The sequence below is a fragment of the Marinobacter fonticola genome, from assembly GCF_008122265.1.
GTDB lineage: Bacteria > Pseudomonadota > Gammaproteobacteria > Pseudomonadales > Oleiphilaceae > Marinobacter_A > Marinobacter_A fonticola.
On the sequence record NZ_CP043042.1, the window covers coordinates 2235359 to 2251673 of the forward strand.

Consider the following 16315-nt stretch of genomic DNA (forward strand, 5'->3'; position numbering starts at 1 on the left):
CTGTTACCTACCGACTCTCAGCCTCAGCCCACGGTTTCGAACTCACGGAAAGTTGCGGTACGGCCATCAGGACTTTTTTGTACACCACGCATTTACGGCAAATTCACGCCGGAGATGTAAGTGGGCTTTATCCCGGCAAACAGCAACTGGCTCAAGGGTGGCTGCGCGATGTCCGACTCCCCGGCGACAGTGGCGGCTGTCGCTACGAAGTGGGAATCCAGGAGCCGTTGCAGAAATTCGCTGGAACGGCTCGGAAAGGCGACCGGTATGAACGGGTGTCGCTACGAAGCAGAACTCGAGTTTAATTGCCGGCCAGCAAAGCCATAAATAGATCCCTCGCCCGGTTCGCCCGGCCATGGGCTCTGGTGATGGCCGTGACCTCAAGGGCGTAATGCTTGGTGTCCGGGATCAGAGCCCGCAAATCCCCCGCTTCGACTTGACGTTCCACGTAGCTTTCCGGCATAAAACCGATATAGGCGCCCGAGAGGATCATCGCCAGCCGCGCTTCGTAAAAGTAAGAGATGGCAGCTTTGTTCATGTCAGCCAGTTGCGCGCCCACGTCCGGGCTGGTGTGGATACCAGCGTGAACAACCTTGCTGCGTAGCACCTGATCACGTAGCTCGGCGGACTGTTTCGCCCCAAACAGGGGATGTGAGCGGCTGCAGTAGAGGTGACACGGGTCCACATATAACGTGCTGTACTTGAGGCCCGACAGCTGGCGATGGTAGGGAATCAAGCCGATGTCCGCTTCGCCGTTCAAAATCATGCGCTCAATATCGTTGAGAGCTTTTACATCGAGCAGCACGTTGACGTCCGGTGCCGCCCGGGTGAACTGGGCGATCGCTTCTGGCAGGCGCGACTGAGGATCCATACAAATGGCGTCGCTGGCAATTACGCGCAGTTCCCCGGTCAGCGACACGTGCAGTGCGTTGACCCCGGAGCGGAAGCTTTCCAGCGCCGAGAATAGCGCCTTCATCAACTCGTAGACTTCGACGCCCTCACCCGTCAGCGAGAAACCGCCCCGCCCTCGCCAGCACAGCTTCAGGTCCAGCCGGTCCTCCAGGTTGGCAATATGGTTGCTGATGGTGGACCGGCCAATGCTCAGTTCGCTCTCCGCCGCCGAGAACCCGCCACATTCCACCACCGCTTCAAACACTTTGAGCAGCCGAATCTCGTAATCGCCAACCTGACCAAGCGTGACCTTCAGGTCTTTCTTCATTGTTTTATCGCTCTCAACGTAAAGGTGTAAACATCCTCATTTATCATACATTAGAGCCCCATTACCATCGTCCCTGAGCAAATACCCCTTACCCCTCTGGTGGACGATGCTATGACGCTGAAACTGGATCACCCCGGTCTGTTCCGGGAACAGGCTTACATAAACGGACAATGGGTGGCCGCCGCCAAAGGCCATACCTTTCCGGTCTTCAATCCCAGTACCGGCGGTAAAGTCGCTGCAGTCCCGGACTTGGATGCCGACGACACACTCGCTGCCATCGACGCCGCCGAGACCGCGCTCAAGCCCTGGCAGGCGCTAACTGCCAAGCAGCGTGCTGCGTACCTACGCCAGTGGTTTGACCTGATTTTGGCAAATCAGGACGACCTCGCCCGAATCATGACCACCGAACAGGGCAAGCCGTTGGCCGAAGCGCGGGGCGAAGTTGCCTATGGCGCGTCCTTCGTCGAATGGTTTGCGGAGGAAGCGAAGCGCAGTTACGGCGACGTGATCCCCGCCCACGGCACCGACAAGCGTTTGGTGACGATCAGGCAGCCTGTTGGCGTTGTCGCAGCCATCACGCCCTGGAACTTTCCCATTGCCATGATTACCCGCAAGGTGGCGCCGGCGCTGGCAGCCGGTTGTACCGTAGTGATCAAGCCTGGCGAAGACACTCCCCTGAGCGCTCTCGCTCTGGCAGAGCTGGCCCATCGGGCAGGTATTCCTGCCGGCGTGATCAATGTCGTTCCCACGCTGCAAGCGCCGGAGGTTGGGCGTGTACTTTGCGCGGATAGTCGCGTGCGCAAGCTGTCGTTCACCGGTTCGACACCCGTGGGCAAGCTATTGATGCGCCAATGTGCAGACACGGTGAAGAAAGTCTCCCTCGAACTGGGCGGTAACGCGCCCTTCATCGTGTTCGACGACGCGGATGTGGATGCAGCCGTTGCCGGTCTGATGGCCTCCAAATTCCGTAACGCCGGACAAACCTGTGTGTGCACCAACCGTGTTCTGGTTCAGGACAGCATTCACGATGTCTTTGTGGACAAGCTCAATGCGGCAGTCCGCGAACTGAAAGCGGGCGACGGTTTCGGTGAAGGCGTGAGCATCGGCCCGCTGATCAATGATAAGGCGGTAAACAAGGTGCGTGACCTGGTCGACGACGCCCTAACCAGCGGCGCGCAGATTTGCCACCAAAATGTCGGTATGCCGGACAATCCCCACTTCTATCCGCCGACCGTGGTGACCGGCGTAACACCCGCCATGCGCATCGCCCAAGAGGAAATCTTCGGGCCCGTAGCCACCGTCTTTCGCTTTACTGACGAAGCTGAAGCAGTGGCCCTGGCGAACGACACCCCGTTTGGTCTGGCCGCTTACTTCTACAGCCGCGACATCGGCCGGGTCTGGCGCGTGGCGGAAGCTCTGGAGTACGGCATGGTCGGCATCAACGAAGGGTTGATCTCTACCGAGGTGGCGCCGTTCGGTGGCATCAAGGAATCCGGCCTCGGCCGTGAAGGCTCACGCTACGGCATCGATGACTTTGTCGAAATCAAATACCTCTGTATGGGCGGCATTCACTGAGCCCCGACGATCAAAGGAGAACCCGCTATGTCCAATCAATCCCTTCACGACCGCCGTGCCCAAGCCATGGCTCAAGGCCAGGGGGCGCTTCACCCGATCTATGTGGATAAGGCACGCAACGCTGAAATCTGGGATATCGAAGGTGCGCGCTATATCGATTTCGGCGCCGGAATCGCAGTGAACAACACCGGCCATAATCATCCTGTCGTCCAGGCTGCCGTGCAGGATCAAATAGAACGTTTCAGCCATACCTGCCTGATGGTCACACCCTACGAATCCGCCGTGGCATTGGCCGAAAAGCTGAACCTGGCCGCGCCGGGCGACACGCCCAAGAAGAGCCTGTTCGTCACCACCGGTGCCGAAGCGGTGGAGAACTGTGTCAAGATTGCACGCTCCTTTACCGGACGCTCCGGCGTGATTGCATTCAAGGGGGGCTTCCACGGTCGCACTAACCTGACCATGGGCCTGACCGGCAAGATCAAACCCTACAAGGCCGGCTTCGGTCCGTTCCCAGGAGAGATCTACCATGCGCCCTACCCGAACGCCTACCATGGGGTGTCGGAGGCCGACTCGCTGGCGGCACTGGACGACCTGTTTACCTGCGATATCGAGCCGGGTCGTGTGGCGGCCATCATCATCGAGCCGGTCCAAGGTGAAGGCGGTTTCTATGCCGCGCCGCCGGCCTTTGTACAGGCGCTGCGGCGCTTGTGTGATCAGCATGGCATCCTGCTGATCGCCGATGAAATCCAGACCGGGTTCGCCCGCACCGGCCGACTGTTCGCCACCGAATATTCCGGCATCGAACCGGACCTGATGACCATGGCCAAGGGGATCGCCGGGGGCTTTCCGATTTCTGCGGTGGTGGGCAAGGCACATATTATGGATCATCCGGGTCCCGGCGCTTTGGGCGGCACCTATGGCGGCTCGCCCCTCGGTTGCGCTGCGGCACTGGCCGTGCTGGATGTCATTGAAGCAGAGAACCTGTGCGAGCGCGCCCAACAGGTCGGCGAACACATGGTCAGTCGCCTGAAGCGGCTACAGACCCGGTTCCCGCAACGCATTGGCGAGGTCCGTAACCTGGGCGCCATGATTGCCATGGAGTTGGTGGTGGACGGCGATGCCAACAAACCCGATGCGGAGCTGACCAAAGCGCTGATCGACGAGGCCCGCCACCACGGACTCATTCTGCTGTCCTGCGGCATTCGCGGTAATGTCGTCCGCTTCCTGCCGGCCCTGACCATCAGCGACGAACTCATCGCCGAGGGCATGGACCGTCTTGATGAGGCCTTTGCCGCTCTAAGCTGATACCGATAGTCCGGCGCTTTGGCGCCGGCGTCTTTACTCTTTGGCGCTCCCCTTCCTGCCACTGCCCTTAACTCATTATTCGATCGCGCGCCCCCGGGTTCAGCCGTGTACTCGTAGCCGTCCCACGCTATTGAGCCTCGCTCCAAAAAATATACCCCGAGGGGTATATCACGGGATTGTCACTTCTCCGTAACGTTATAGCCAAGCCAACACTGAACCGGTAACGAACGATAAGCCGGTCAAGATATAACGATGTTTCGGGAGCAACACCGTGCTAACAACGTCCCACACCAATTCCTATTACGCGGCATCGGCGAACGACAAGACCATTCGCCCGACCCTGAAGGGGCATGTGACGGCGGATATCTGCATCGTCGGCGCCGGGTTTACCGGCATGTCCACGGCCCTTCATATGGCCGAGAAGGGCTACAAGGTGGTTGTGCTCGAGGGCAGCCGTATCGGCTTCGGCGCATCCGGCCGTAACGGCGGGCAGATCGTCAACAGCTATAGCCGCGATATTGACTTCATCGAACGGCACTACGGCGAGAAAGTGGGCGCCGAGATGGGCCAGATGGCCTTTGAGGGCGGCCGTATTATCCGTCGCTTTGTCCAGCAATACGGTATCCAGTGCGATCTGAAGGATGGCGGCCTATTCGCGGCCTGCAACGGCAAACAGTTCGATGAGCTGGTGGCCAAGAAAAACCTCTGGGAAGCCCACGGCCATCAGCAGCTGGAGCTACTCGACAAACAGGCCATCCAGCAATACGTCGGCTCCGAGCGCTACACCGGCGGCCTGCTCGACCACAGCGGCGGCCATTTCCATCCGCTGAATCTGGTATTGGGCGAAGCGGCGGCGGTTGAATCCCTGGGTGGCGTCATCTACGAGAACTCGCCGGCGCTACGCATCCGGGAAGGCGACAAGGCGGTGGTTCACACCGGGGACGGCTGCGTGGAGGCCGATTACGTACTTGTCGCCGGCAATGCCTACCTCAATGGCCTGCTGCCGAAGCTCGAGTCCAAGGCGATGCCCTGCGGCACCCAGATCATCACCACCGAGCCACTTCCGGAGGAGGTCCAGCGCCGGCTGCTGCCCAGGGACAATTGCGTCGAGGACTGCAATTACCTCCTCGACTATTTCCGCCTGTCCGGCGATGGCCGGCTGATCTACGGCGGCGGCGTGACCTACGGCGCCCGGGAGCCGGAAAAGGTGGAAGCCCTGATCGTGCCCAAGTTGCTCAAGACCTTTCCGGAGCTGAAAGGCGTAAAGGTGGATTACGCCTGGACCGGCAACTTCCTGTTGACGCTGATGCGCCTGCCCCAGTTTGGCCGTATCGGCGGCAACGTCTATTACGCGCAAGGTTATAGCGGCCACGGCATCACCTGCACCCACTTGGCGGGCAAGGTGATCAGCGACGCTATCCAGGGCCAGGCAGAGCGCTTCGATATCTTTTCGAACCTGCCCCAGTACCCGTTCCCCGGCGGCCGGATGTTCCGCATTCCGCTCACCGCCATGGGGGCCTGGTACTACAACCTGCGCGACCAACTCGGCATTTGATTTCTTCCGCTGAAAACAAGAATAGCGTCGTTTAATAGCGACCCGGCGAAATCACAATGCCCCGCATGCCGCGGTGACGGCTCTCACTGCGGTTCAATAAAAATTCAAGAGACGGGTAACAAGATGACTGATGACACGTTGCACACAGAGAGCAGCGCCACGCCCATGGGCCGTGGCCTGAAAGATGACCCCGGCCGGGGCACGTTGTTTTCGATCCTGGGCTACGGTGCTGTGCTGGCGTGCTTCGCCTATATGTCGACCTGGCAGGGGGAGGAAGAGCCCTACGGCGTACTGAGTCTGCTGCCGTCCCTCCTGATCGTCGTTATCGCTATAAAAACCAAACGCCCCCTCGAATCCATTTTTGCCGGTATCATCGCCGGTTCCCTCCTGATCGATCCGACCAACCTTTTCAGCAGCCTTGGCGAACTCTCCATGAACGTGGTCCAGAACGAGACCATCGCCTGGATCGTGCTGGTCTGCGGCATGATGGGCGGGCTGATCAACATGCTCGAGCGCGGCGGCAGTGTGCTGAGTTTCGGCCAGATGCTGGCGAATCGCATCAAGACCAAGCGCGGCACCATGCTGACCACCTCTTTCCTCGGGCTTGCGGTGTTCATCGACGATTATCTGAATTCACTGGCCGTGTCGGCCTCGATGAAGAATCTGACTGACCGTTTCAAGATCTCCCGGGAGAAACTGGCATTCCTGGTGGATTCCACTGCGGCGCCGGTGTGTATCCTGGTGCCGATTTCCACCTGGGCGGTTTACTTCGGCGCCCTGCTTGAGGAGAACGGCGCCGTGCCCGATGGTCAGGGGATGTCGCTGTATATCGAGTCGATCCCATATATGGCCTATGGCTGGGCCGCGATACTGGTGGTATTCCTGGTTGCGGTGGGGCTGCTGAAGGACTTCGGCCCGATGAAAAAGGCTGAGGAGCGCGCGCGCAACGGTCAGCCGGTTCCAGACGGGGTCGAAGACGTCGGCTTCGATACCAGTAATGTTCGCCGCACCTCCACGACAGTCGGGCTGATGAACTTCCTGCTACCGATGGCCGTGCTGATCATCGCCAGTATTTACTATGAGATCGATCTGCTGCTGGGTGCCCTGGTAGCGTCGATTTTCACCATGGTTCTCTATTTCGCGCAGCGGCTGATGAGCTTCGGCGAGCTGACCGATTCCATGCTCGATGGCTTCAAGGTGATGCTGCACCCGATTGCGGTGGTCTGCGCCGGCTTCATGGTTAAGGCCATCAACGATGAACTGGGTATGACCACGTACATCATCGATACCATCAGCCCTTACCTTTCGCCGGAGCTTTTGCCCGCGCTGGTTTTCGCCACCATGGCGGCCGTGGTGTTTTCGACCGGTTCCAGCTGGGGCGTGTTCGTGGTGTCGTTGCCTATCGTTATCCCGATGGCCCAGGCGGAGAGTCGGCAACGATTCTGACGAAATCCTCCAAAAAGCGCATTAACCATCTGTTTTACAAACCCTAAATTAACTATTTCATCACGTGCAGACGATGCGTTACCTGCTGTATTCCCACACCCAGTAGCCAAAAGCCGTGGCACATAAAAGCCATGTGCCAATAACGACTGCGGCCGCAACGTGGCTGATCGGCGTGATTGCCACTTTAGCTGCTTTCGAGCGACTCGCTTCTATCACATTCGATGGCGTCAGCTTGATGACAAGGACGATGCCCAACGGGACCAAGATAATGTCGTCAAGATAGCCTAGGATCGGTATGAAGTCTGGAATGAGATCAATTGGACTCATGGCGTACGCTGCGATTGCGAGCGCAAGCAGCCGAACGACTATGGGGGTATTCGGGTCTCGCGCCACAAAATAAACCGTCAGCGCATCATGCTGAATGCGTTTTGCCGCAGCTCGCAGCCTGCCAAAGATCACGGTAGACATCTAACTTCTCCTTGCGCGAGTGGCATTGCTTGCAACTCTCAGGGCTGATCGGGTCGTCAATCACCGGCTATTTGGCCAGGCTTGTTTGAAGTTGTTTCAATTGACCCTGGAGGACAGCTTTCTCCTGCAGTAATTCGCGATTCTGATCGTTGAGGAACTGGTTTCGGTCGTCAACCGCCGCCACGCGCTCTCTGAGGTCGGAGATCCGCTGCTGGCAGGCCGCGAGATGTTTTTCAGAATCCGTTAGGGTCGCACTAAGCTTCTCCCGGTGTTCGGCGTCGCTATCTCGCTCCAGCTGGAGGCGGTCGACTGTCGCTTCCAGCGTTTCTGTTCGCGTTGCCCATTGTGTTATGACGGCCTGGCTCGCGTGCAACTTTTCTTTCAAGTTTTCAGCGTGATCCTGACTGGCCTCATAGCGCTGGTTTATTTGGTCGCGATGTTGTCTTAGCGTGTCGCGGTCCTGTTCGCTGGAACGGAGCTGCTGCGTCAGCTGATCCACCTGACCCTCCAGCCCTGACTGAGTCCTGTGGAACTGGTCCCGTTCATGACGGCGATCCTCGGCAATCTCCTGCTGGTAGTGCTCGAAATGGCTGCGGATATCGCGGTTTTCCTGCTTCATTTCTTGGACGGTTGCAGTGATCTCACTGAGTTTCTCCTGACTTGCCTCCAGTTTGGACGTGAGTGAGGCCGCGCGGTGCTGTTCCTGTTGCAGAGCGTGGGCCTGGGCATCGTTTTCTTTGCGAAGCGCTTCATTGGCCTTCTCCAGCCCGCAGCGTTGCTCTTCCAGTGACTCGCACCGCTGCCGCCCCTCTTCCAGCTCGGTGCGCCATTGCTGTTCCAGCGCCTGGTGCGCTTCGCGCTCCTGCGCAATACGTTCATCGGCCGCGTATTGAGCTCGCTCATGCAGGGCTTTCACGGCTGCCACCAAGTCAGCCGGGAGTCCGTTCAGATCCGCTGCGGCTTCGCTGCCTGTTTTCCAACGTTTCAGCATTGGCCCGAGAGTGCTGCGACTGCCGGTACCGAGTTCTGATCGCACCCGGTCGACAGTGGGCTCGTCACCGCGTTGGCGGACGCGTTGCGCAGCGTTGGCGACATCCTGGTAAGTAATTCCGGCGCGGGACATGACATGCCTCATTTTTATCATATAACGTGATATGTAATATTACGTTATTTATGAGATAATTAACAAAGTTAATTTAAGATACATATGGCACGTTAAAGCGCACTAACGTGCGTTAGAGCGTGGTCTGTTCTATCCTGCCCCTGTAACGCCGGTACACGAGCGGCTCTTGAAAGCACGCCTCGAATTGGAGCGATCATGGATCCAAAACCCACTGTCAGGTCCACATTACGTAACGCGGAAAAGACCGTGTTAGCCGGTTCGGCTAACCGGTACATCCACATGGCCACCACCGACAACACGCGCCGGACCTACCGTGCGGCCATTCGCAGCTTTGAGCGCTGGGGCGGACGTCTCCCGACACAGCCGTCGACCCTGGCGGCCTACCTGTCCGACCAGGCAGCCGCGCTGAATCCTCGCACGCTGGATGTTTACCTGACGGCCCTGGGGCGCTGGCACCAGACTCAGGGATTGCGTGATCCCGCTCGAGACCCCGGCGTGCGCAAAACGTTGGAGGGGATTCGTCGCGCCCATGGTCGACCGAAACGGCAAGCCCGGGCGCTGCGACTCGAACACATGGCGGCCTTCCTGCAAACACTCCAGCAACAGCCTGACTCGCTCAAGAAGCATCGCGACTGGGCCTTGCTGCAGGTGGGTTTTTTGGGGCGTTTCGCCGCAGTGAATTGGTAACGATTGAGGTGAAGCACTTGTCGTGGGAGCCGGAAGGGCTGGTGGTGACCCTGCCGCGCTCCAAAACAGACCCTCACGGTGAAGGCCTGAAGCGGGCCCTGCCTCGGGGCAACGAGTTGGTCTGCCCGGTCAGCGCCCTCGAAAACTGGCTACAGCATGCCGGTATTCACGAAGGCCCCGTCTTCCGCGCCGTCAACCGCTGGGGTCGGTTGCAACCCCAAGCCCTTTCAGGCGGGTCGGTGAATCGCATCCTGAAGGCGCTCGGGGAAACCTGCGGTCTGGACTTCGTGCCGACCCTGAGCAGTCACAGCTTCCGGCGCGGTCTGTCCACCGCCGCCGCGCGGGAGAAGGTAGACTTTGCGCAGATCAAGCGCCAGGGCGGCTGGAAGCATGACGGGACGGTACGGGGCTACATCGAGGAAGGACAGCAATTTACGGACAACGCCGCAAACACCTTACTGACCAAAGTCGCCAGGTTGATCCGGGACAACGACTAATGGTGAGCCTGGTCGCGGCTGACTACGCTGCCCGGAAGCACTCAGAGCACGATGGACAGGTGTCTGTAGTGGCTCACAAAGCTAATCTGTCGGGGCCCGCAATTACCCTGAGCAGTGGGAACACATTGGGTGAGAACGGGCGCCCGGATGAGCCCAGATTAGCTGCGAACCGACGAACCTCGGATGCCAACGAGCTCGCAAACATCGACTTCGGCCCACGCTTTGTGAGAATGAGGGTTGACGGACAAACGTGAAAAATCCGCCACATGCCATCCAACCCTCCACTTTTTGCCATTAAAGCATTGACCCTATGTCAGAAGCTCCTGTTGGATAGGCGAACATTGTCATCTTGAGATCCGTCGTGGTGAGCCCGTGACGGATGGCCAGTGCGAACAAGTTGATAACCTCATCCACGTTGGGGCCGACGAGGTGAGCTCCCAATATGTGTTCGCTTTCTTCCTCGATCAGGATTTTGAAGCCATAGACCGGCTCGGCCGCTTGACGCGCGGTGAACCAATCCGAAGTGCGCTGGCTTGAGACACGAAACCGTAACCCCTGCTCACGGGCCTGTGCTTCGTTGAGCCCGGTCGAGGCAATAGGCGGTATCGTAAAAGCGACACTCGGCACACCGACGTAGTCCGGTTTGGCAGGCTTGCCATAGACCAGATGGGCGGCCACGACCTTAGCGTCGTGACTTGAGACGGGCGTGAGAGGCGGCCCTACCTGAGCGGCATCACCAGCGGCGTAGACCGCAGGATTCGATGTACTCTGCAGGTGCTCATTCAGTAATAGCCGGCCTTTCTCGGTCTCTACGCCGGCCGCTTCCAGATTAAGATCCTTGAGCGCCGGTACTCTGCCGGCCGCATGAACGACCAGATCCGCTTCAACGGTATCAGTCTTGCCATTAGAGGCTATGCGTACGCTATAGCCGGTCGCTGTTTTCTCAATGGCTTCGACGTTGCTTTGGGTTCGCACATCGATACCCTGGTGATGGAAGCTGTCCATCAGCCAATCCACCAGATCAGGATCGAACAGCTTGAGCATGCGCTCACCCCGCTGAAGAATGGTGACCTGCGCACCTGCACGGGCAGCCAGATGGGAAAACTCGGCGGCAATGTACCCCCCGCCCACCAGGACAATTCGCGGCGGCAATCTTTCCAGCGCCAGAAACTCTTCATTGTCTATCAAATGTTCTTCACCCGGGATTCCCAGCGTTACCGGCTCGGCTCCGGAAGCGATTAACACATGCCGGGCGTCCAGCGTCTGACCGTCAACTTCGAGGCTATTGGCGCCGGTGAAGCGAGCTTGCCCGTGGAACGTATCGATCCCTTTGTCTTCGAAGCTGTCTTCGTTCTTCTGCGGTATGGGATCGGTGAACCCTCGCTTGAAACGGATCAGGTCTGCCCAGTCGAGGTCGACATCGCCTTTCACACCTTTGCCCCGCATCCGACGAGCGTGGTCCAATGCCTTTGCACCCTGGATCATCATCTTTTTCGGATCACAGCCGCGCAGTGCGCAGGTGCCACCATAAGGGCGGGAATCGATGATTGCGATACGCCAGCCCTTGGCTTGCGCGCGCATAGCCACCACTTTGGCGGCGGTACCAGTACCGACGATAACGAGATCATAGTTTGTTGCCATAACGTTGCCTCCTTGGATTAGCGGCGTCTCGGTATGCAGTTAGCCGAAATGTTGAAGCGACCATCGCCCCCGGTGCAGCGGCACCTTGGGAACGATCGACTTGGGTCCGCGGTTGGCAAGGCACTGTCAACTTTTTCCATCGCCAATCCATGGAAGGTAACATGCCCGCGATTGGCTCGGCGATAGATCCGAATAGACGCATCTTATTTATCCGCGCTGGCTCATCCTGCATAGTTATGCCATGGGGTCATGAAGGTTCCGGAAACCACTGGGCAATGACCATCGCCCCATCATTAACTACGTTGGCAACCAATCGGGCACTCTGTCTGGGCTCATGATTTCTTCAAGCAGAGCCAGCGGCATATTACCGTGGACCTTAAGAATCCTCTTCCGTTCATAAATAACGAAACGGCCCCCTTCTTATGCTGATAATTATTTGTGGAATCAGTAGGGAGCAGCTATGGGGGTACCGTGTGGCTTATGCAGACGCGGCCGGAAAAGCGCCAAATTTAGTTCGCTGACCTGAAGCTCGACCGACTGCCGGACAAAACCACGGCTAAGTGGACCAAAACCTGAATCAACCGCGACGATATTGTTCGTTTCCATCTGCCGCACAATATAGGTGCAGAGCAGTCAGCGGGGAGGCTAAATATTTCAATATTGCATGAAGTAAGCAACTCTTCTATCATTGAAACATGAAACAAGACAGCAATGAAATCGTGGCAAAAAAACTGGCCGCTCTCGCTCACCCTGTGCGCCTGGCGGCCATTCGCCAACTGGCAGCTGCGGGGCCTGCCGGTCTAGCAGCAGGCAAGCTTGCCGAGCGGTTGGGCGCGGCACCGAATGCGCTGACCTTCCACCTGCAGAAGCTGGCTGTCGCCGGCTTGGTAGCGTCACACCGTGAGGGCCAGTTCGTCTATTACCGCGCGGAGTTCAATGCACTGCTGGCATTGACGGATCATCTGGTCGGTGCCTGCTGTAACGAATCGGACGAAAGCTGCGGGCCACGCTGCCCCTCGGCCGTGAATGTGCCGGACGCCGACTAATCTTTCTCAACCGAAGAGGAGAGCGAATATGACACATTCCACTACGTGGACGCGGGCGATTGGCATAGGGCTTGGCGTTTCCATTCTCACCGCTATCGTGGCGGTGGCCTTGTTGAAAGCCGGAGTGTCGCCTTTTCCGAAGCCGCCGTCGCTGGCCTTTGCCGAAACCCTGCTGGGGCGCACCCTTCCACTGCCCGTGGGGCTGCTTTTCCACACGGCCTACGTCACTTTCTGGTCAGTCGTGTTCGTGCGTTTTTTCCCACGCAAAAACCTGCTGACTGCGCTGGGCCTGGCCGCTGCGCTCTGGGTGGTGATCCTGGTGGTGTTCTTCCCCTTGGTGGGCTGGGGTGTCGCGGGTCTGGCGATCAGTCCCAAGCTGATCGTCGCGTCCGCCGTGCCGCACCTGCTGTTCGGCCTGCTGCTGTGGGGGCTGGACCGCTACCTTGCCAAGCCGTATCACGCCTGAGCCCGGACGTATACCATGCCAACGATTGATACTGCGACCCTGCGTGACTGGCAGACCCGTGGCCAAGATTTCACCCTGGTTGATACCCTGCCGGCCGATACCTTCGCCAAGGGACACCTGCCGGGGGCCGTCAACATTGTCTCCGATGACATATCCAATTAGGCACCCAGATGGCTTCCTGACAAGAAGGCGACCATCGTCGTGTATTGCGCCAGCGAAGATTGCAGGCGGGCCGGTAAGGCAGCTGTGCGGCTGGAACGCCTCGGCTATACCGAGGTTTACCACTGTAAGGGCGTTAAGCGGGCCTGGCTGGGCAACGGCTTACCTCTGGGAGACTGACAAAGGACTATAACCCATGCGCGACTGGATGGAACGCCAGCAATCCTGGATCTATCTGCTTTCTATCCTGGCTGGCCTCGCCATCGGCCTGGACCAGCCGGGGATGACCTCCTCACTTGAGGTCTTTCTCTGGCCACTGCTTGGTGGACTGCTCTAAGCCACCTTCACGCAGGTGCCGTTAACGCGGATCGGTCAGGGCATGAAGGATGGGCGCTTCCTGTCGGCCCTGCTGCTCGGTAACTTCGTAATCATTCCTCTCGTCCTGGGTGGACTGATGGCCATCCTGCCCGTATCGCAGGCCGTCCAGGCCGGCGTACTGCTCGTGTTGCTCGTTCCTTGTACCGACTGGTTCATCTCCTTTACTCACCTGGGCAAAGGAGATACGGGCAGGGCCATTTCTGCCGCGCCGGTGCTGTTGATCGTGCAGTTGTTGGCTTTGCCCCTGTATCTTTGGTTCTTTCTGGGCGGGGCGTGGTTCGAGACCGCAATCAGTAGCCACCTGCTTAGCGCCTTTGTGGGATTGATTCTTGTTCCCCTGGGATTGGCTTGGGCGACAGAGCGGTTGGCTGAGCGCAGCCGCCATGCCCGACGATTGGTGCATGGCCTGGGGATGTTACCGGTGCCACTGCTGGCACTGGTGGTCTTTGTTATCGCGGCATCACAGGTGACGACCGTTACCGGCCTCACCGGCGTACTGATGCAGGTGCTGTTGATCTTCATCGCCTACTTGATCTTCGCCGCTTTCCTGGGCAAAGCCCTCGGCAGACTATTTCGGCTGCCCGTTCCGACGGCCAGGACCCTGACCTTCAGCTTCGGCACCCGCAACTCCTTCGTGGTGCTGCCCATCGCCTTGGCGCTGCCCGAGGCCTGGCAAGCCGCCGTGGTGGTTATTGTCTTCCAGTCGCTGGTCGAGCTGTTCGGCATGGTGGCCTACCTGAGCTGGGTGCCGCGCAAATTGATTCCGGAACCCTCGCCCTACTAGCCGCACGGCATCCATGATGCCTCCTCTCGGCGGTGCCGGGCGATCTGCACCATGGCGCCGACCGGAAGATAGCTCACCAGACCCATCCCATGAGTAAACCAAGCACCCATCAACCGAGAAATACCGTGAGGCAGAGCGTAGGGACCTTCTAACGATAACCAGAAATCAGCCAGATATTCCCGGTACCAAAATCCGGATACCCAAAAATACTACTAATAGTCAGGTTCTCAGCAGGGTTTCCAGGTTGGCGGTGATCGTTCGCGCGAGGCGTCTGGCCCGATCGGCGGTGGTTCCGCTGAAGCGCTCGTCCACGGTGTCGAGAAACAGCGCCAACCATCTTTGAAAGTGCTGATGCTGTAAGGAGTGCCGGCTATGGAGCGCCTGGTGCCGGGCGATCATATTACGTCGGTACGCGTCATGCTCGCCGAGCAACATCTTTCGCCAGTAGGCGTAAATCTTTGGTTTGTGTCGGGGCAGATCCATGCCCTGGAACATCGGCGCCAATATGTCGTCAGCCACGACTTTCGCATAGAAGGCATCGACGAGTTCGGTTATGGCATCGGGCGAGTTCAGTTCACGCATGCGGTGGGCACTCCAGCAATCAAGAGATGATCGCCCCGGTTGTTTTGCACTTTACCCGTGATGACCATTGAAATAGCCCTGGGTGCCCTGTTGCGCCATGGCATCCACAATCCGCCCGACACCCTGGATATAGGCGGCTGTGCGCAAGGGTATGGCTTTCTCCTCCGCCATGTTGAAACAGGCATTCGCTTCACGCTCAAGACGCTGCCTGAGTTGCTTTTCCACGGCTTCGCCTGACCAGTAATCGCCCATCCGGTTCTGAACCCATTCCAGATGGCTGACTATCACGCCGCCGGCATTGGCGATGATGTCAGGAATCACGGGGATATTACGATCCTGCAGGACGCGGTCACCGCCGGTGCTGATGGGGCCATTCGCGATCTCCATGATCGCCCTGGCCCGGACCCGGTCCGCGTTGGCGTCCGTTATCTGGTTTTCCAGCGCGGCCAACACCAGAACATCGACGTCCAGTTCCAGCAACTCATCGCCATTAAGGGGCTGCGTCTGCGCGGCGTCACACACGGAATCGTCGCAATAGACCATGCCCTTGAGTTCACGGGTACGGTTCTTGTGACGCAGGATGGGCCCAGGGTTCAATCCCTCTTCACTGTAGATGGCGCCCCGGGAGTCGGACAACGCGACAATATTGTAACCGGCATGGTGCGCCAGGCGCGCAAAATGCTGGCCAGCGTTACCGAATCCCTGGACAGCCACTCTCAGATCTCCCGGTTCCTGGTGCTGCCGTTTTACCCACAGGTCCAACACCTGCAACGCGCCTGCACCAGTGGCTTCCTCACGACCAATGGAGCCCCCCAGCCCCAGGGGCTTACCAGTAATGACGCCGGGCGCGTGCCGACGTTCGATCTGGGCGTATTCGTCCACCATCCAGCCCATGACAATGGCGTTAGTGTTGACGTCGGGGGCCGGAATATCGCGTTCGGGACCAATTACATCGTGAAAAGCACGGATATAGCTACGGGACAATCGCTCCAACTCCATACGGGAGAGGGTCTTCGGATCGACACAGATACCCCCTTTGGCACCACCAAACGGCAGGTCGACCGCAGCACACTTCAACGTCATCCAGAAACTCAGTGTCGCGACCTCATCCTCGGTGACATCGGGGTGGAAGCGAATGCCACCCTTGGTGGGTCCGCGGGTATCGTCGTACTGCACGCGCCAGGCTGGAAAGACACGCAGCGAGCCATCATCCATGCGCACCGATAAACTGGCCTGATGGATGCGTTTAGGTTGCCCCAGGCGGTGGCGACTATCGTCAGCCACCTCCAGCCACTCGTAAATGTCAGCCATTCGGGATTGGGCATCTTCGAGCAAGTGATGGGTATTGCTGCTCATGGTTACCTCAATATCTCAATAGGGAAAG

At 58.6% G+C, this 16315-nt stretch carries 16 protein-coding genes and 1 pseudogene; 11 read left to right on the plus strand and 6 right to left on the minus strand.

Going from position 1 to position 16315, the window contains the following annotated elements; all coding sequences use genetic code 11:
• Positions 1-301: 301 nt before the first annotated feature.
• Positions 302-1219 carry a LysR family transcriptional regulator gene (locus FXO11_RS09910; protein ID WP_148862832.1) on the minus strand — a complete coding sequence of 306 codons (918 nt, stop codon included), beginning with the start codon at positions 1217-1219 and terminating at the stop codon, positions 302-304.
• Positions 1220-1330: 111 nt separating this feature from the next.
• Between FXO11_RS09910 and FXO11_RS09915 the strand changes: the two genes are divergently transcribed.
• From FXO11_RS09915 to FXO11_RS09930, 4 genes are all read left to right on the plus strand, one after another.
• Entirely contained in the window at positions 1331-2794 is a 1464-nt protein-coding gene (locus FXO11_RS09915) for an NAD-dependent succinate-semialdehyde dehydrogenase (protein WP_264766203.1), read from the plus strand.
• A 27-nt stretch (positions 2795-2821) separates the two neighbouring features.
• Positions 2822-4099 (plus strand): 4-aminobutyrate--2-oxoglutarate transaminase, encoded by a 1278-nt coding sequence (gabT, locus tag FXO11_RS09920; RefSeq protein WP_148862833.1) that lies wholly within the window; start codon positions 2822-2824, stop codon positions 4097-4099.
• A 271-nt stretch (positions 4100-4370) separates the two neighbouring features.
• Entirely contained in the window at positions 4371-5654 is a 1284-nt protein-coding gene (locus FXO11_RS09925) for an NAD(P)/FAD-dependent oxidoreductase (protein WP_148862834.1), read from the plus strand.
• 123 nt (positions 5655-5777) lie between these two features.
• Positions 5778-7100, plus strand: a complete 1323-nt coding sequence (locus FXO11_RS09930) for a Na+/H+ antiporter NhaC family protein (protein WP_227546104.1) — start codon at positions 5778-5780, stop codon at positions 7098-7100.
• 78 nt (positions 7101-7178) lie between these two features.
• Here the strand turns inward: FXO11_RS09930 and FXO11_RS09935 are convergent, their stop codons facing one another.
• Positions 7179-7568 carry a YkvA family protein gene (locus FXO11_RS09935; protein WP_148862835.1) on the minus strand — a complete coding sequence of 130 codons (390 nt, stop codon included), beginning with the start codon at positions 7566-7568 and terminating at the stop codon, positions 7179-7181.
• 67 nt (positions 7569-7635) lie between these two features.
• A complete protein-coding gene (locus FXO11_RS09940) occupies positions 7636-8691 on the minus strand; it encodes a DNA-binding protein (RefSeq protein ID WP_168203152.1) in 1056 nt (351 codons plus the stop codon).
• Between the two features lie 195 nt (positions 8692-8886).
• On the opposite strand from FXO11_RS09940, the gene FXO11_RS20445 reads away from it, so the two are divergent.
• Together FXO11_RS20445 and FXO11_RS20450 are read left to right on the plus strand one after the other, a co-directional pair.
• Positions 8887-9378, plus strand: a complete 492-nt coding sequence (locus FXO11_RS20445) for a hypothetical protein (protein ID WP_227546105.1) — start codon at positions 8887-8889, stop codon at positions 9376-9378.
• A 17-nt stretch (positions 9379-9395) separates the two neighbouring features.
• A complete protein-coding gene (locus tag FXO11_RS20450; protein ID WP_264766204.1) occupies positions 9396-9875 on the plus strand; it encodes a site-specific integrase in 480 nt (159 codons plus the stop codon).
• Between the two features lie 294 nt (positions 9876-10169).
• On the opposite strand, the gene FXO11_RS09950 is transcribed toward FXO11_RS20450, so the two are convergent.
• Positions 10170-11516, minus strand: coding sequence for a dihydrolipoyl dehydrogenase family protein (locus FXO11_RS09950; RefSeq protein WP_148862837.1), 1347 nt, complete (start codon positions 11514-11516; stop codon positions 10170-10172).
• A 695-nt stretch (positions 11517-12211) separates the two neighbouring features.
• On the opposite strand from FXO11_RS09950, the gene FXO11_RS09955 reads away from it, so the two are divergent.
• From FXO11_RS09955 to FXO11_RS09975, 5 genes and pseudogenes are all read left to right on the plus strand, one after another.
• Entirely contained in the window at positions 12212-12562 is a 351-nt protein-coding gene (locus FXO11_RS09955; RefSeq protein WP_148862838.1) for an ArsR/SmtB family transcription factor, read from the plus strand.
• Between the two features lie 28 nt (positions 12563-12590).
• On the plus strand, positions 12591-13028 hold the full coding sequence (locus tag FXO11_RS09960; protein WP_148862839.1) for a hypothetical protein: 438 nt from the start codon (positions 12591-12593) through the stop codon (positions 13026-13028).
• A 15-nt stretch (positions 13029-13043) separates the two neighbouring features.
• A pseudogene (locus FXO11_RS20455) lies at positions 13044-13367 on the plus strand (rhodanese-like domain-containing protein).
• Positions 13368-13383: 16 nt separating this feature from the next.
• Positions 13384-13524, plus strand: a complete 141-nt coding sequence (locus FXO11_RS20330; RefSeq protein WP_202980315.1) for a hypothetical protein — start codon at positions 13384-13386, stop codon at positions 13522-13524.
• A gap of 42 nt (positions 13525-13566) precedes the next feature.
• Positions 13567-14349: an arsenic resistance protein gene (locus FXO11_RS09975; RefSeq protein ID WP_202980316.1), complete on the plus strand. Its 783-nt coding sequence runs from the start codon at positions 13567-13569 to the stop codon at positions 14347-14349.
• Positions 14350-14568: 219 nt separating this feature from the next.
• Here FXO11_RS09975 and FXO11_RS09980 read toward each other — a convergent pair whose 3' ends face one another.
• Together FXO11_RS09980 and FXO11_RS09985 are read right to left on the minus strand one after the other, a co-directional pair.
• On the minus strand, positions 14569-14931 hold the full coding sequence (locus tag FXO11_RS09980) for a group III truncated hemoglobin (protein ID WP_148862841.1): 363 nt from the start codon (positions 14929-14931) through the stop codon (positions 14569-14571).
• Between the two features lie 51 nt (positions 14932-14982).
• Complete coding sequence (locus tag FXO11_RS09985) at positions 14983-16287, minus strand: Glu/Leu/Phe/Val family dehydrogenase (RefSeq protein WP_148862842.1); 1305 nt, start codon at positions 16285-16287, stop codon at positions 14983-14985.
• Positions 16288-16315: the final 28 nt, after the last annotated feature.

What these genes read in the sequence shown, in the direction of transcription:
- gabT (WP_148862833.1), top strand. Translation starts at nt 2,822, where the DNA reads ATGTCCAATCAATCCCTTCACGACCGCCGTGCCCAAGCCATGGCTCAA.
- FXO11_RS09950 (WP_148862837.1), bottom strand. Translation starts at nt 11,516, where the DNA reads ATGGCAACAAACTATGATCTCGTTATCGTCGGTACTGGTACCGCCGCC.
- FXO11_RS09985 (WP_148862842.1), bottom strand. Translation starts at nt 16,287, where the DNA reads ATGAGCAGCAATACCCATCACTTGCTCGAAGATGCCCAATCCCGAATG.
- FXO11_RS20330 (WP_202980315.1), top strand. Translation starts at nt 13,384, where the DNA reads ATGCGCGACTGGATGGAACGCCAGCAATCCTGGATCTATCTGCTTTCT.
- FXO11_RS09980 (WP_148862841.1), bottom strand. Translation starts at nt 14,931, where the DNA reads ATGCGTGAACTGAACTCGCCCGATGCCATAACCGAACTCGTCGATGCC.
- FXO11_RS09935 (WP_148862835.1), bottom strand. Translation starts at nt 7,568, where the DNA reads ATGTCTACCGTGATCTTTGGCAGGCTGCGAGCTGCGGCAAAACGCATT.
- FXO11_RS09955 (WP_148862838.1), top strand. Translation starts at nt 12,212, where the DNA reads ATGAAACAAGACAGCAATGAAATCGTGGCAAAAAAACTGGCCGCTCTC.
- FXO11_RS20445 (WP_227546105.1), top strand. Translation starts at nt 8,887, where the DNA reads ATGGATCCAAAACCCACTGTCAGGTCCACATTACGTAACGCGGAAAAG.
- FXO11_RS09975 (WP_202980316.1), top strand. Translation starts at nt 13,567, where the DNA reads ATGAAGGATGGGCGCTTCCTGTCGGCCCTGCTGCTCGGTAACTTCGTA.
- FXO11_RS09930 (WP_227546104.1), top strand. Translation starts at nt 5,778, where the DNA reads ATGACTGATGACACGTTGCACACAGAGAGCAGCGCCACGCCCATGGGC.
- FXO11_RS09910 (WP_148862832.1), bottom strand. Translation starts at nt 1,219, where the DNA reads ATGAAGAAAGACCTGAAGGTCACGCTTGGTCAGGTTGGCGATTACGAG.
- FXO11_RS09940 (WP_168203152.1), bottom strand. Translation starts at nt 8,691, where the DNA reads ATGTCCCGCGCCGGAATTACTTACCAGGATGTCGCCAACGCTGCGCAA.
- FXO11_RS09960 (WP_148862839.1), top strand. Translation starts at nt 12,591, where the DNA reads ATGACACATTCCACTACGTGGACGCGGGCGATTGGCATAGGGCTTGGC.
- FXO11_RS09915 (WP_264766203.1), top strand. Translation starts at nt 1,331, where the DNA reads ATGACGCTGAAACTGGATCACCCCGGTCTGTTCCGGGAACAGGCTTAC.